Source organism: Rheinheimera sp. (assembly GCF_037442525.1).
In the GTDB taxonomy this organism is placed as follows: domain Bacteria; phylum Pseudomonadota; class Gammaproteobacteria; order Enterobacterales; family Alteromonadaceae; genus Pararheinheimera.
In genome coordinates this window covers 175,154-188,359 of record NZ_JBBIQD010000005.1, presented here as the reverse complement: position 1 = coordinate 188,359, position 13,206 = coordinate 175,154, and the positions used below count along the sequence as shown (strand labels likewise).

Sequence of the window (13,206 nt, the reverse complement as noted above, 5' to 3'; positions counted from 1 at the left end):
CTCCCGCTGAATTTTGCATCTTGAAGTTGCGGGCGAAATGGCGTAGCCAACAAAGCCACAGTTTCAAGAACGACGGGTATATGTATAGTTTTTCTACTTTTGTATGCAAATAGAGTTCGTAATATATATATTACTCAGTTTTTTATATATATTGCCTGCGACATAGATAAAAAAGGCCACTTTGTATGCATAACAGCTTACCCATGCTGCCGCTGGCTGACATTGCCCGCTGGGAAACCCGCGCTGTGTTAAAAAAAACAGCGGAAGCCCATCGGTATCTGGCCGAATTAAAAGGTGTTGCCGCCAGTATTCCCAATGAAGCCATTCTGATTAACACCTTGGCACTGCAAGAAGCCAAAGACAGCTCGGAAGTAGAAAATATTGTCACCACGCATGACGAGTTGTACAAAGCCAACCTGTTTGCCGAAGCACTGACCAACCCGGCCGCCAAAGAAGTACAAGACTATGTGTTTGCGCTCAAACAAGCTTTTGCTACGGTCCGGCGCACGAGCCTGATCCGGCTTGAAGACATTTTAGCGGTGCAGCAACAACTTGAGCATAACCAAGCAGGGGTACGCCGCTTGCCTGGCACTGCGCTGAAAAACGCCCGCACCGGTGAAGTGGTGTATACGCCACCGCAGCATGGCGCTGAAATTAGCCAATTGATGGCCAATCTAGTGCAATACATCAATGACGACAGCCTGTGTGACGCCGATCCGCTGGTGAAAATGGCGATCATTCACCACCAGTTTGAAAGTATCCATCCCTTTTACGATGGCAACGGCCGTACAGGCCGAATTATCAATATGTTGTATTTAGTAGCCAAGGGCTTACTGAATTTGCCGGTGTTGTATTTAAGCCGCTTTATTATTCTGCATAAAGCCGATTACTACACGCAGTTGCAGCAGGTACGCGAAACTGGCAATTGGGAACCCTGGCTGCTGTACATGTTGGACGGCATTATTGTGACGGCACAGGACACCATTACGCTTATCACCCAGATGAAAGCCTTGATGCAAAGCGTAAAACACCGCTTGCGCGAGCAGTTGCCGAAAATTTACCGCCAGGAATTGCTAAATAATCTGTTTTACCACCCTTATACCAAAATTGAATTTCTGGTCGAGGATTTAGGCGTTAGCCGCATTACTGCCACCAAATACCTGGAATTGCTGGTTGAACATGGCTTTTTGCAGAAGCAGAAAATTGGCCGCGGCAATTACTACATTAACCAACCACTGTGCGATTTGTTAAAAGCACATGGCTAACCTTGATTGTTACCAATAGAGTCCCCTATGACCAACAACGACATCGTGCAAAAACTCTGGAACCTCTGTGACGTGCTGCGTGACGACGGCATTAACTACAGCGATTACGTCACTGAACTCGTCCTGTTGCTGTTTATCAAAATGGTGCATGAAAACACCGAAGCCGGCACCTTAAAAAAACACCCATTACCTGAAGGCTGCCGCTGGAGCGATTTAAACAGCAAATCCGGTATTAACCTTCTAAATAACTACAAATCTATCTTGCTGGCTTTGTCGACTGGCAAGCGGCTTGAAGCAGATCCAAAAGAGCCTGGTAAAACTATTGAAGTCCAGGTGCATGAAGATCAGCTGATTAGTGCCATCTACGCCGACGCCCAAACCCGCCTGCGCGAGCCACGCCATTTAGAGCAGATGATAAAAAACCTCGATCAAATCGACTGGTTTAGTGCGCAAAAAGACGGCCTTGGCGATTTATACGAAGGTTTATTGGAGAAAAACGCTGGCGAAACTAAATCCGGCGCTGGCCAATACTTCACGCCGCGAGCATTGATCAACAGCATGGTGCGCTGTTTAAAACCGCAAGCCGGTGAAGTAGTGCAAGACCCGGCCGCTGGCACCGCGGGTTTTTTAATTGCCGCCGATAGCTATGTGAAACAGCACACCGACGATTTATACGATTTAACGGCCACTCAGCAGGCCTTTCAGAAAAACCAGGCCTTTGTTGGTGTTGAACTTGTCCCCGGCACCCGCCGCTTAGCCTTAATGAACTGCCTGCTGCATGGCATGGAGGGCGACGATGACGGCGTGGTGCATTTAGGTAACGCCTTGGGTGATGCCGGTAAAAACCTCAAAGCTGCCGATATTATTCTGGCCAACCCGCCATTTGGCACCAGCAAAGGCGGTGAAGCCAGCAACACCCGCGACGACTTAACCTTCAAGACCAGCAACAAACAGCTGGCATTTTTGCAGCACATCTACCGCAACTTAAAGCCGGGTGGCCGCGCTGCTGTGGTGCTGCCCGACAACGTGTTATTTGAAGCCGGTGTTGGCACCGACGTGCGCCGCGATTTAATGCACAAGTGCAACCTGCACACCATTTTGCGCCTGCCAACCGGTATTTTTTACGCCCAAGGCGTCAAAACTAATGTGCTGTTTTTCACCAAAGGCAGCGTCAAAGACAAATTCCAAAGCGAAAACTGCACCGAACACGTCTGGGTGTACGACCTTCGCACCAATATGCCAAGTTTTGGTAAACGCACACCCTTTGGTAATGCCTCGTTAGGCTTTACGGCTGACTGCTTTGGGCAAGACCCCCATTTAGGCGCTTTTGAAAAAGTTTACGGCGATGACCCGCACGGCCAAAGCCCGCGCATTGAGGGCGAATACAGCTTTGACGCCGAGCGGGTAGACGTAGCTGCCACCGACGAAAACCTAGGCGTCGACGAGCAGTTAGCCCATAGCCGCTGGCGTAAATTCAGCCGCGAGTGGATCCGCGAGCATAAAGGCGATTCACTGGATATCAGCTGGCTAAAAGATAAAGACAGCGTCGACGCGGCGAATTTGCCAGAGCCAGATGTTTTGGCGCGCGAGGCGAAAGAAGAGTTGGAAGCGGCGCTGAGTGAGTTGGATGCGTTGTTAAAGGCTTTGGAAGGGGCGGTGTGATGGAGAAGTCAGAATTACCGGCTGGCTGGTCACACGCAGTTGTTGGCGATTATATCTATTTGAAAAATGGGTATGCCTTTAAAAGCAGCGATTACATACCTGCAAGCGAAGGTTCTTTTCCTGTAATACGAATCTCAGATTTGGATGGAAAGATTGCTAACGATCAGAGTGCAGTGCATGTTGCTAAGGGAGCTCCAGGATTTGAAGTTAAAAAAGGCGATTTGTTAATAGCAATGTCCGGAGCTACAACCGGCAAAGTCGGTATTTACCATGGACGTGAACCAGCTTATCAAAATCAACGTGTTGGGAACCTAAAACTTAATTTTGAGATCCTTGGCTGCAATGAATACAAGAACTATCTCGTTCAATTTTTAAGCGCTGATATTCTCAAAATTGCGTATGGAGGGGCACAACCAAATATCTCAGGAAAAGCTATTGAGGAAATGGAGATTCTGCTCCCCCCACTAGCCGAACAAAAAGTAATCGCCGATAAACTCGACACCCTGCTGGCACAGGTTGACAACACCAAAGCCCGCCTCGAGCGCATCCCCGAAATCCTAAAAAGCTTCCGCCAATCCGTCCTCGCCGCCGCCGTCACCGGCAAATTAACCGAGGAGTGGATTGGAAATGAAACTACTTTGGATAACGTTGCTGATTTTCAGAACGGCTTTGCTTTCAAAAGTGAATGGTTTCAACAGGTTGGAAATTACCAAGTTATCAAGCTGGGCAACATTAGAGATGGTTATTTGGCTCTCGAAAATTCACCTGCATATGTGTCGGATTCAGTTGCTAATGAGTTTTCAAAGTTTACGCCAAACAAAGGCGACACCTTATTAAGCATGACCGGCACACGATTTAAAAAGGATTATGGTTTTGGCTGTCTAGTCGATAACGAATGCAATCTTTTGATAAATCAACGTGTTGGTAGATTGATGCCGAAACAAACATGTGTATTACCGACATACTTAAATTTGTTTGTACGTTCAGAGTTGTTTCGAACCCAATTTTTTGAGGGTGAGACTGGCGGGGTAAATCAAGGGAATGTTGGTTCAAAACATATCATGTCAATTAAAGTCTCTATACCCTCAATTGATATACAAACCGAAATCGTCCGCCGGGTAGAAGAACTTTTCGCCTTTGCCGACCGCATTGAACAAGCCGCGCAGGCCGCACTAAGCAGAGTCAATAACCTGACCCAATCGATCCTCGCCAAAGCCTTCCGCGGTGAGCTGACGGCGGATTGGCGCAATACCAACCCCGACCTGATTAGCGGCGACAGCAGCGCCGAGGCGTTGCTAGCAAAAATCAAAGCTGAGCGGGCCAAGTTATCGAAGAAAACCAAGGCAAAAGCATGAGCGCAACCAAAGCCTTTGCCAACAACATCCTTGACGTTGGCCCTTCGGGCCAGCCTACGGCTGTCCAAAATCGTTTCAAACGATTTTGTCGCGGTGAACTTACGGCTGATTGGCGCAATACCAACCCTGACCTTATCAGCGGCGACAACAGCGCCAAGGCGTTACTGGCCAAAATCAAAGCCGAGCGGGGCAGTTTATCGAAAAAAGCCAAGGCAAAAGCATAACAACGATCATATGCAGTAGCAGCGCTGCACTCGTTAAACAGAAGTAACGTGCTTGGTGACAAGCGGAATGGTTATATAGTGGTACTGTGTTCAATGCCTTTTCAGGGATCTACGGATGAAATTTAGCTTTCTTTCAACATTAAACCTATGGGCGTTACTGCTTGCGGTGGCACTGCTGCAAGGCTGTGGCAAAACGCCGGATGATCAGCAGATGCATCAGCTGCTTGAGCAGCGTTTTTTTGGGCCCGTGCCCAAAGAGTGGATTGCGGTTAGCCAGGTGCAGGTGCTGAAGGTAACGGACCTGGATGAACAAACCAAAGAAGTGGAAGTCAGTTATCTGGTCGAGCAGTTGCTGGACCAGCAGGGGCTGGAGCAGGATTTAACAACCCGGTTCAAACTGGATGAATCGCTGAAAAATGCCGCGCAAGGCCAGCAGCAGCTGGCAGAGATGCATAAGTTCAGCACGGAAATTGGTGAAACCCGTTATGGCGAAAAGCTGAAAAAGCTGGCCCGATACCAGTTACGACTGGACCCGGCCAGCAAGCAGTGGCAGATTAGTCAGTACCTGCCGTAGAGCAGTCTGCCATCACTTCATATCGACAAGGGGATCCAATGCAGCATTTATTTCAGAAAAACCAGGCGACTGCCGGTCAGTTTTTACGCTACTTCATGGTGCTGCCCGTCGCACTGACACTGCTGAGCCTGAGCAGCACCGCGCTGGCGCAAGAGGTTGTCACCCTGGCTAAAGACAAAGTCTGGACCAAGGCCGGCCAAACCGAACTGAAACTGGATATTTATAAAGCCGCCAGCACTCAAAACAAAGCACCAGTGCTGATTATTTACCATGGTGGCGGCTGGCTGGTGAACACTAAAAGTATTATGGATTCGACTGCCCAGTACCTGGCTGGTCACAGCAGATTACTGGTGGTGAACGCCGATTACCGTTTGCTAAGCGCCGATGGCAACAGCACCACCATGAATCAAATTGTGGAAGATGCCTTAGGCACGGTCGCCTGGGTGAAGCAACATATTGCTGAGTACGGTGGCGACCCGTCCCGTATTGCAGTCACCGGCGACAGTGCAGGCGGTCATTTAGCCGCTATGGTAGTGCTTTCTTCCGACAAGTTATCGCAGCAAGGCTTTAGCAAAGGCCCCAAGGGTTATAAACCCAGCTTTATTCCTGCAGGCAAAACAGCCGAACAGCTGGATTTAACTGTACAGGCCGCGGTGATTAGCTACGGAGCGCTGGATTTAAGCTCGCCAGGTTTTGCCAACTTTGAAACCGCTGAGAATGGCTTTTGGAAATGGGGCAATGCAGAGCCACGTGGCATTTTTGGCCCTGGTATCAGCAGGGCGAACAACCCGGAGTACTACGCGGCTTTGTCACCGGTCAGCCTGATCCCAGATGTGAAGGTCCGCAAACTCCCTGCTCAGTTTGTCCATGTGGGCAGCAAAGACCAGCTGACCACGCCTGAGCTTGCCAGCAGTTATGTCGGTAAACTGCGCGCTGCCGGTCAGCAGGCTGAGCTGAAGATTTACCCGGGTTACAACCATGCGTACCTCGACAATGGCTGTAATGAATTCCTCGGCCACTGTTTTGACCGGGATGCGCCTGTGGTATTGAACGACATGATTGCCTTTTTGCAACGTGAATTAGCCGTCAAACCTCACTAACGCGACGGCGGTGGTGCGGGTCGGTCAGACCCGCACTTTGGTTGACAATAGCGTCGCCAGTGCTATCAAGGCTGCAATGCAGTATAAAGCAAATGGCAGGCTAAAGTACTGAGCAAGCGCGCCCACACTGGCAGGCCCGGCCAGCACACCGATATAACCCAGAGTGGTGACTGCAGGTACAGCAATGGCTTGCGGCATCACGGTTTGTTTACCCGTCGCAGAGAACATCACCGGCACTATATTGGCGCAGCCAAGCCCAACCAGGGCATAACCCAGCAGCGCTAGTGGAACTGAGCTGGTGCTGATCGCAAGCACCAAGCCTGCACTGGCCACCAACCCGCCAACCGTCATCACCAGCCGGGCGCCTAACTGGTTTATCAGCCAGTCACCTGTTAAACGGCCAAAGGTCATAGTAATAGAGAAGCAGAACAGGCCAAGAGCGGCGCTGCTTGGCGCCAGGCCACGGTACTCGGTCAGATACACGCCACTCCAGTCCAGCACAGTGCCTTCAGCCAGAAACAGCGAAAAACAAATCAGACCAATCAGCAACACTGTGCCTTTGGGCCAGGCATAAGAGCGGCCTTCTTTTGGGTTGGCATAAGGCAACAGGCCCTGATGGTTGGCCGCCAGTAACAGCAGGATCAGCGCAGTGAAATTGACGCAGGCGATAAAAGCGTTCAGCCCCAGCGACAATTGCAGTGCCATTAAGCCAGCGCCTGCAATACCGCCCAGGCTGTAAAAACCATGAAAGCCCGACATCAGCGCTTTGCCCGCTTGTTTCTCCACCAGAATGGCCTGCACATTCATCACGCAGTCGGTCGCACCTATGCCGATGCCAAAACAAATCAGCAGCGCTGCCAGCAGCCAGACCGAGCTGACTAAAGGGATCAGTGGCAGCAGCAGCGCAAACAGGGCTGTGCTGGCTAACAGCAGGGTTTTACAGCCATAACGGCTGCTCAGCGCTCCGGCCGCTGGCATGGACGCCAGCGCGCCGACGCCCAGACACAACAGCAACAGGCCCAGCGTGCCGTCGCTGACTGCTGTGTTGGCTTTTACTAAGGGGATAATGGCGGCCCAGGCTGCGGTTGCAAAGCCTGAGCAAAAGAACAGCACCCGGGTGGCCAGAATGTCTTTTTGTGCAGACAAGGTGGCGGTAACGGCTTCTGAGGACATAAAACTTCCTGTGAGTGGGGCAAAGCAGCGAAAGGCCTGGCGTATGCGACTTGCTGCATCCGGCAGGCACTGTTATGCTCTTTGCGTGTTTGTGATGTATTGGGCTCGATTGTGATAGATTATGCTTCATTTCCTGACCAGCGGCAAGCGCTGATCCAACAACGGATCCAGCAGCAGGGCCGGGTGGTCTGTGTTCAGCTGGCGCAGGAATTACAGGTGTCCGAACATACCATTCGCCGCGACCTGCAAGAGCTGGCCAATCGCGGCGTCTGTAAAAAGGTGTATGGCGGCGCTGTGAGTCTGGCGCTGGCGACAGGTCATTTTGCTGAGCGGGTGGAGCAGCAAAAAGAGCAGAAACAAAAGCTGGGTCTGGCCTGTGCCGCTTTGCTGCGCGACAACGCCTGTGTCTTTATTGACGTGGGCAGCACCAATCTGGCGGTGGCCAAAGCCATCAGTAAAGATAAACCCCTGACTCTGGTGACGCATGCGCCTGCTATTGCGCTGGAGCTGATGAAGTTGCCGCTGGCCAAAGTGGTACTGCTGGGTGGCAGCTTAAATACGTCAATAGGGGCGGCCTTTGGTATTGGCACCTTGCGTCAGTTGCAGAGCATGTACTTTGACCAGTGCTTGCTGGGTGCCTGTTCATTGGATGTGCAGGCAGGATTGTGCACCAATACGCTCGATGATGCTGAATTTAAGCAGGCCATAGTGCAGCAAAGCAGCGAAGTGCTGGTGGCGCTGACCAGTGACAAAGTGGGCACTGTGGCGCGCCATCAGGTGATCCCGGCTGATGCCATTCACCAGTTGGTGCTGGAGGGCGAGGTGCCTGACAGCAAACTGCAGGCGCTGCTGGATAAAACCATCCAGATAAGCCGGGTTTAGCGGGTTTTTAGACTAATCAGCGCAGCAGTTCCAGCTGGTAATGGCCCTGTTTTAAATCCTCCGCCAGTTGCTGCGATTTCTCCAGCACTTCGGCCCAATAACTTAACCGTTTGGCATCCGTGAGCTGGCTGAAGTCTTTGCGGTCTGGAATTTTCTGCAGTGACAAGGACTTCACCCAAGCGTCACTTGGGCTTACCAGCACTGTTTTGCGCAGCAGCTGGCCGCGGCTGCGGCGCCATTTCAGGTTTTTATCAAACCAGCCGGGCACCAGATAAGGGTAAAAATGCGGGTAGAGAATAAGGCCATCGGTGTCGAGCGGCAGGCTGATATGGTAATCCAGAATACCGCCATCCAGATAAGCGCCTTGCGGTAACCCGGCCGGGTTCAGCACAGGGTGCATCACCAGCGGAATAGAGCCGGACGCCATTAGCGCCGGGCGTAGGGTTTCTCGGGTCAGGGTTTGCCGTTCATGCGGCACCTGACTGAATAAGGACGGCTGCCCGGGCGCGCTGAACAGCACGCGTTGGTAAAATTTATGCAGCAGTTTGGGGCTGAGCAGATTAGCGCCTGCAGCCAGCAGCAGCTGTTTCAGTTGCTGGCTGGGCTTTGGCTGGTGCGGCTGATGCTGACGGGCCACAAGCAGGTTCAGTTTCACTACCGGGTTGTGCAGGACCTGATCCAGCTCAGCATCTGTCGGGTAAATAGCGTCCATCACTGTGGCGGATATGGACGTGATGAGGTCAATGCCAGCGTCTTTGGGGTAACACAAAGTGCTGTAAGCTTTGGCAAAGCGGTCAATGGCCTCCACCGGGTTCTGCTGGCTTAAGCAACCAAAACGCCAGGCGCCGGCCGAACTGCCGAGCAGCTGCAATGGCTGCGTGCGGCCCTGAAAAAACTCACCGGCCAGATAACGATCCAGCCCATACAACACAAACCATTTGGGGCCACCACTGGCGCCGAGCATCAAAGAAATATCGTCGGGGCGCAGGCCATGTTGGCTCAGGCGGGCAAAAGCGTCTGGCCCGGCCTGCACCCGCAAAGAAGAAGGTCGCACTTATTTATCCTTTACTGTTTAACTGTGGCATCTGGCCTTAACTGCTAAATAACTGTTGATGCATACGCAGCGCATACTCGTCTGTCATGCCGGACACATAATCACAAATAACCCTGGCTTTGGCCTGCTCATCCTGGGCCTGTTGCCAGCGGTGTTTGGTATTGGCTGGCAGCAACCGTTCAGCTTCGGCAGTGAAGGCCTCAAACAGATCCCTGACGATACGCTGGCCTTTAAATTCAGCGCGCTGCACATCCGGAGCACAGATCACCGCCTCATAAACAAAACTCTTCAGCAGGTTCAATAGTTGCTGCTGCGCCTGTGGCAGGCGGGCATTGTAACGGATCAAGGGGTCTGTGGCTTCCGGCAGGCTGATACAGAGCTCAACACTGGTGATCAGCTGATTCACCAAAGCGCCAATCGCGTCCTTGCGGATATGATGCTCGTTCATAAATAATTTATCGGCGATCAGGCCAAGCTCTGCGGCCATCTTGCCACCCAGCTGATCGGACTGCGGCTCCACTAAGTGCTGCCAGTGCTGACGGGTGACTGTGCCTGTCACGACCGCATCTTCCAGATCGTGGACACCATAGGCGATATCATCCGCCAGTTCCATCACCGAGGCATCCAGCGATTTATGCAATGACTTGAGATAAGGTGCTTTGGTCAGAGATTCTGTTTGCTGAAACAGGGCTTTATCGGCGGCCGATAAAGGGGCAAGTATCCAATCCAGTAAATCGGCGTCGGCCTGATAAATGGCTTTGACTGGTTTAACCGCGAGTGCCCTGTCGTGTTGCAGCGACGGCTGCACTATAGGGTATTTCAGCAAGCCCAATAAAGTGCGTCGGCTTAAATTCATGCCTCCGCTGGCTGTGTAGGGTTCCAGCTTGCCGACAATACGTAAAGTCTGGCCATTGCCTTCAAAACCACCATAGTGCAGCATGCAGGCATTTAACGCTTTTTCGCCGCCATGGCCGTAGGGCGGGTGGCCTAAATCGTGGGCCAGGCACAGGGCCTCCATCAGGCTGTCGTCGCTGATAAGCCTGCTGAGCTGCTCATCTGTTTGTTGTACTCTGAGCTGAGCCACCAGGGCCGTGCCTATTTGCGCCGCTTCCAGGCTGTGGGTGAGCCGGGTGCGATAAAAGTCATTCTGGCCGACACTCATAATTTGGGTTTTGGCCTGCAGGCGGCGAAAGGCGGCCGAATGCAGAATTCTGGCTCTGTCCCGTTGCCATGGGGTGCGGTGATCGTTCGGTCGCTGGCTGTTTTCTGCCAATCTGCGTTCTGCCCACTGCTCTGATAGCCACACTGCCATACCCAACTCCCTAAGCTTTTTTCTTATGCTAAGGCAAAAGTGCTGTGGCAGGAATGAAATATTTGCATAGAAACACTGGACAAATAAACAGTATTAACTGTATAAAATAACAGTTAATCAATCAGGGGGTGTGTGATGGCTGTTATTACAAAGTACATTGTTGAACGAAACGGAGTGGAGAAAATGACCTTTAGCAGCAAGACAGAGGCTGATGCGTATGACCGTATGCTGGACCTGGCTGATGAGCTGTTTGGGCTGTTGGGGCAAAGCCAGCTGCTAAGCGACGAACGTCTGCAAGACGACTTAGCGCTCTATCTGGCAAAAAATAAAGACAGTCTGCTGGCGTGCCTGAACCAGAAAACCAAAACAACCAAAGACAAAACTGCAGGTAAAGAGACTCAGGCCGAAAAAACCAAAGAGAAGCTGGCTGTTGTCGGCACTGACGAGAGTGACGCTCAGGCCGCTTAAGCTTAGGCCGCGGCGCATGGGGCTTCCATGTCTGCTCAGGGGTTTGAGTTATCTGAACTAATTAAAGCGGTTATATAATAACCTGCATAAAAATAGGCTAAACAGCAGTGTAAATTCATTTTTATGCAGGGTTGCCGCATAAGTTGTTCATTATAGTTGTATTAGTTGAGTGGCTTTTTGTATGAGATATAAAAATATGCTTCTTGAAACTGAACGGTAGCTGATTAATGTTGAAATTTAACCATTAAATAAACTAATGCGAAGTTGCAATTTAATTCGTTAGTCAGCTGACTGAAATTTCAGCACAATAACCATGTTTCCGGATGAAACAACTTACTCAGACTAAACGAGGTTGGCTATGAACACTTTGAACACCACAGTTGAAACAAGCAATGCTACTCACGCTTCAGAGCGTCGCGTTACTGCTCTGCTGCTGGTTCGTCGTCTCAATGCTTTTCTGGCTAAAATGGGCCGGGCTCTGAACCTGAGTAGCGCTGTTTATCTGAAATAATCCCCTTTGGCGCGCAAGCGCAACTTGTTGCTGAAAACCTGTTTTTTGCCGGGCTCAAATGCCCGGCTTTTTTTTTACTCAAAGGCTCAGGGCTGGTTACCCAGTTGCTGCCGGAAATACTCAACAAAAAGCCGTACTTTGGCTGGCCTGTGGTCGCCTGGCGGATACACCAGATAGATACCACCATCCTGTAATTGCCAGTCGGGTAACAATCTGACGAGCTTGCCTTGCGCCAGCAAAGGCCCGGCGCTGTAATGCGTCAACACAGCCACGCCAACCCCTTGCAATACCAAGGCACTGACAGCGGCGGAACTACTGACACTAAAACGTGATTTCATTAGTTGTTGCTGATGATCTGCACCTTTTTGAAAGCTCCAGAGCAGAGGGGATGGCAGCAGGCTAAAACTGATAAAAGCATGTTCGGCCAAATCAGCAGGCTGCTTGGGTTCGCCTTGGCGCTGCAAATAGGCCGGGCTTGCCACCAGCCATTGTTCAAAATGGCCGATACGCTGGGCTTTTTGGCTGGAGTCTTTTAACCAGCCAACCCGGACCGTCAGATCGATGCCTTCTTTGATTAAGTCTTTCACCTGGTCGCTGCTTTTCAGCTCTATATGCAGCGCCGGATGCAAAGCAGCAAATTCAGCCAGTAATGGGATCAGCACTTCGCGGCAATAATCCTCTGGCGCACTGATACAGAGGTTGCCGGCTAGTTGTTGTTCGCCTTGCTGCACAGACCACAGCTGTTGCTGCAGGTTACTCATCAGAGGCGCCGTTTGCTGATACAACTGTGCTCCGGCGGCGGTCAGGCTGACTTGCCGGGTGGTGCGACGAAATAACTGCACACCTAATTGCTGTTCCAGCGCTTTAATTTTCAGGCTGACTTTGGTTTTGGTCAGCCCCAGCTGCTCTGCAGTCGCCGTAAAGCTGCGGTTGCTGACAAGCGCAAAAAATACCGGTAGGGCGTTGAGATCCAGCGATTCCATTGATGTAATTGTTTTAAAATTGATAACAGTGAATTATGTATTTGGCTGTTTTTTAAATCAATAAAAATCCGGACAATGACTGCAATTCAACCATCAGTGGAGAGTAACGATGAAAATTGCATTAATTGGCGCCTCAGGTTTTATCGGTTCAGCTATTCGTACAGAAGCACTGGCCCGTGGTCATCAGGTGCTGGCGTTGGTCAGTAACCCGGCCAGACTGGCGGCCGAGCCAGGTCTGAGGGTGCAGGCAGTGGACGTGTTTGACACCCAGGTGCTGACGGCGGCGCTGGCTGATGCTGATTTGGTGATCAGTGCCTTTAGCGGTCACAAAGACACCGATGTGGCTGGCTACTACCGCCGTGGTTTTGACAGCATTCTGGCCGCAGCAAAAGCTGCAGATGTGCCACGTTTGCTGGTGGTCGGTGGGGCCGCATCACTGCAGTTACCGGATGGCAGCCGGCTTATCGACAGCCCGAATTTCCCGGCGCAGTACCGCGGCAGTGCTGAAGGCGCCTATTATGCGCTGCAGCAATTGCAAGGCGAGACCGCACTGAACTGGAGCTACCTGTCACCGGCGGCAGAAATTTTCCCTGGCGAAAAAACCGGCCAGTTCCGGTTAGGTAAGGATCAGTTAGTGATGGAC

At 51.5% G+C, this 13,206-nt stretch carries 13 protein-coding genes; 9 read left to right on the top strand and 4 right to left on the bottom strand.

Annotation, left to right across the window (positions count from 1 at the left end):
- Positions 1-185 precede the first annotated feature (185 nt).
- The 6 genes from WKJ03_RS10215 to WKJ03_RS10190 all read left to right on the top strand — a co-directional run bounded on the left by WKJ03_RS10215 (position 186) and on the right by WKJ03_RS10190 (position 6,180).
- Complete coding sequence (locus WKJ03_RS10215) at positions 186-1,265, top strand: Fic family protein (RefSeq protein WP_337842095.1); 1,080 nt, start codon at positions 186-188, stop codon at positions 1,263-1,265.
- Positions 1,266-1,292: 27 nt separating this feature from the next.
- Positions 1,293-2,927 (top strand): N-6 DNA methylase, encoded by a 1,635-nt coding sequence (locus tag WKJ03_RS10210; RefSeq protein ID WP_337842094.1) that lies wholly within the window; start codon positions 1,293-1,295, stop codon positions 2,925-2,927.
- Positions 2,927-4,282 carry a restriction endonuclease subunit S gene (locus WKJ03_RS10205; RefSeq protein WP_337842093.1) on the top strand — a complete coding sequence of 452 codons (1,356 nt, stop codon included), beginning with the start codon at positions 2,927-2,929 and terminating at the stop codon, positions 4,280-4,282. Before WKJ03_RS10210 ends, WKJ03_RS10205 begins: the two co-directional genes overlap by 1 nt.
- Positions 4,279-4,506, top strand: a complete 228-nt coding sequence (locus WKJ03_RS10200; RefSeq protein ID WP_337842092.1) for a hypothetical protein — start codon at positions 4,279-4,281, stop codon at positions 4,504-4,506. The genes WKJ03_RS10205 and WKJ03_RS10200 overlap by 4 nt, the downstream gene beginning before the upstream one ends.
- Before the next feature lie 115 nt (positions 4,507-4,621).
- Positions 4,622-5,080, top strand: coding sequence for a hypothetical protein (locus tag WKJ03_RS10195; RefSeq protein WP_337842091.1), 459 nt, complete (start codon positions 4,622-4,624; stop codon positions 5,078-5,080).
- Positions 5,081-5,118: 38 nt separating this feature from the next.
- On the top strand, positions 5,119-6,180 hold the full coding sequence (locus WKJ03_RS10190; RefSeq protein WP_337842090.1) for an alpha/beta hydrolase: 1,062 nt from the start codon (positions 5,119-5,121) through the stop codon (positions 6,178-6,180).
- A 24-nt stretch (positions 6,181-6,204) separates the two neighbouring features.
- Here the strand turns inward: WKJ03_RS10190 and WKJ03_RS10185 are convergent, their stop codons facing one another.
- Entirely contained in the window at positions 6,205-7,353 is a 1,149-nt protein-coding gene (locus WKJ03_RS10185; protein ID WP_337842089.1) for an MFS transporter, read from the bottom strand.
- 111 nt (positions 7,354-7,464) lie between these two features.
- Here WKJ03_RS10185 and WKJ03_RS10180 point away from each other — a divergent pair, with 111 nt between their 5' ends.
- Positions 7,465-8,235 carry a DeoR/GlpR family DNA-binding transcription regulator gene (locus WKJ03_RS10180; protein WP_337842088.1) on the top strand — a complete coding sequence of 257 codons (771 nt, stop codon included), beginning with the start codon at positions 7,465-7,467 and terminating at the stop codon, positions 8,233-8,235.
- A gap of 16 nt (positions 8,236-8,251) precedes the next feature.
- Here the strand turns inward: WKJ03_RS10180 and WKJ03_RS10175 are convergent, their stop codons facing one another.
- Positions 8,252-9,289, bottom strand: coding sequence for a patatin-like phospholipase family protein (locus WKJ03_RS10175; protein WP_337842087.1), 1,038 nt, complete (start codon positions 9,287-9,289; stop codon positions 8,252-8,254).
- 37 nt (positions 9,290-9,326) lie between these two features.
- Positions 9,327-10,601, bottom strand: coding sequence for an anti-phage deoxyguanosine triphosphatase (locus WKJ03_RS10170; protein ID WP_337842086.1), 1,275 nt, complete (start codon positions 10,599-10,601; stop codon positions 9,327-9,329).
- A 135-nt stretch (positions 10,602-10,736) separates the two neighbouring features.
- Between WKJ03_RS10170 and WKJ03_RS10165 the strand changes: the two genes are divergently transcribed.
- On the top strand, positions 10,737-11,069 hold the full coding sequence (locus WKJ03_RS10165) for a YebG family protein (RefSeq protein WP_337842085.1): 333 nt from the start codon (positions 10,737-10,739) through the stop codon (positions 11,067-11,069).
- Positions 11,070-11,666: 597 nt separating this feature from the next.
- Here WKJ03_RS10165 and WKJ03_RS10160 read toward each other — a convergent pair.
- Positions 11,667-12,563 carry a LysR family transcriptional regulator gene (locus WKJ03_RS10160; protein ID WP_337842084.1) on the bottom strand — a complete coding sequence of 299 codons (897 nt, stop codon included), beginning with the start codon at positions 12,561-12,563 and terminating at the stop codon, positions 11,667-11,669.
- 109 nt (positions 12,564-12,672) lie between these two features.
- On the opposite strand from WKJ03_RS10160, the gene WKJ03_RS10155 reads away from it, so the two are divergent.
- Positions 12,673-13,206, top strand: a 534-nt coding sequence (locus tag WKJ03_RS10155; RefSeq protein WP_337842083.1) for an NAD(P)H-binding protein, incomplete at its 3' end; no start/stop codon positions are given.

Excerpts from the sequence above, each read along its gene's own strand:
- WKJ03_RS10215 (WP_337842095.1), top strand. The coding sequence starts at position 186 with ATGCATAACAGCTTACCCATGCTGCCGCTGGCTGACATTGCCCGCTGG.
- WKJ03_RS10210 (WP_337842094.1), top strand. The coding sequence starts at position 1,293 with ATGACCAACAACGACATCGTGCAAAAACTCTGGAACCTCTGTGACGTG.
- WKJ03_RS10205 (WP_337842093.1), top strand. The coding sequence starts at position 2,927 with ATGGAGAAGTCAGAATTACCGGCTGGCTGGTCACACGCAGTTGTTGGC.
- WKJ03_RS10200 (WP_337842092.1), top strand. The coding sequence starts at position 4,279 with ATGAGCGCAACCAAAGCCTTTGCCAACAACATCCTTGACGTTGGCCCT.
- WKJ03_RS10195 (WP_337842091.1), top strand. The coding sequence starts at position 4,622 with ATGAAATTTAGCTTTCTTTCAACATTAAACCTATGGGCGTTACTGCTT.
- WKJ03_RS10190 (WP_337842090.1), top strand. The coding sequence starts at position 5,119 with ATGCAGCATTTATTTCAGAAAAACCAGGCGACTGCCGGTCAGTTTTTA.
- WKJ03_RS10185 (WP_337842089.1), bottom strand. The coding sequence starts at position 7,353 with ATGTCCTCAGAAGCCGTTACCGCCACCTTGTCTGCACAAAAAGACATT.
- WKJ03_RS10170 (WP_337842086.1), bottom strand. The coding sequence starts at position 10,601 with ATGGCAGTGTGGCTATCAGAGCAGTGGGCAGAACGCAGATTGGCAGAA.
- WKJ03_RS10165 (WP_337842085.1), top strand. The coding sequence starts at position 10,737 with ATGGCTGTTATTACAAAGTACATTGTTGAACGAAACGGAGTGGAGAAA.
- WKJ03_RS10160 (WP_337842084.1), bottom strand. The coding sequence starts at position 12,563 with ATGGAATCGCTGGATCTCAACGCCCTACCGGTATTTTTTGCGCTTGTC.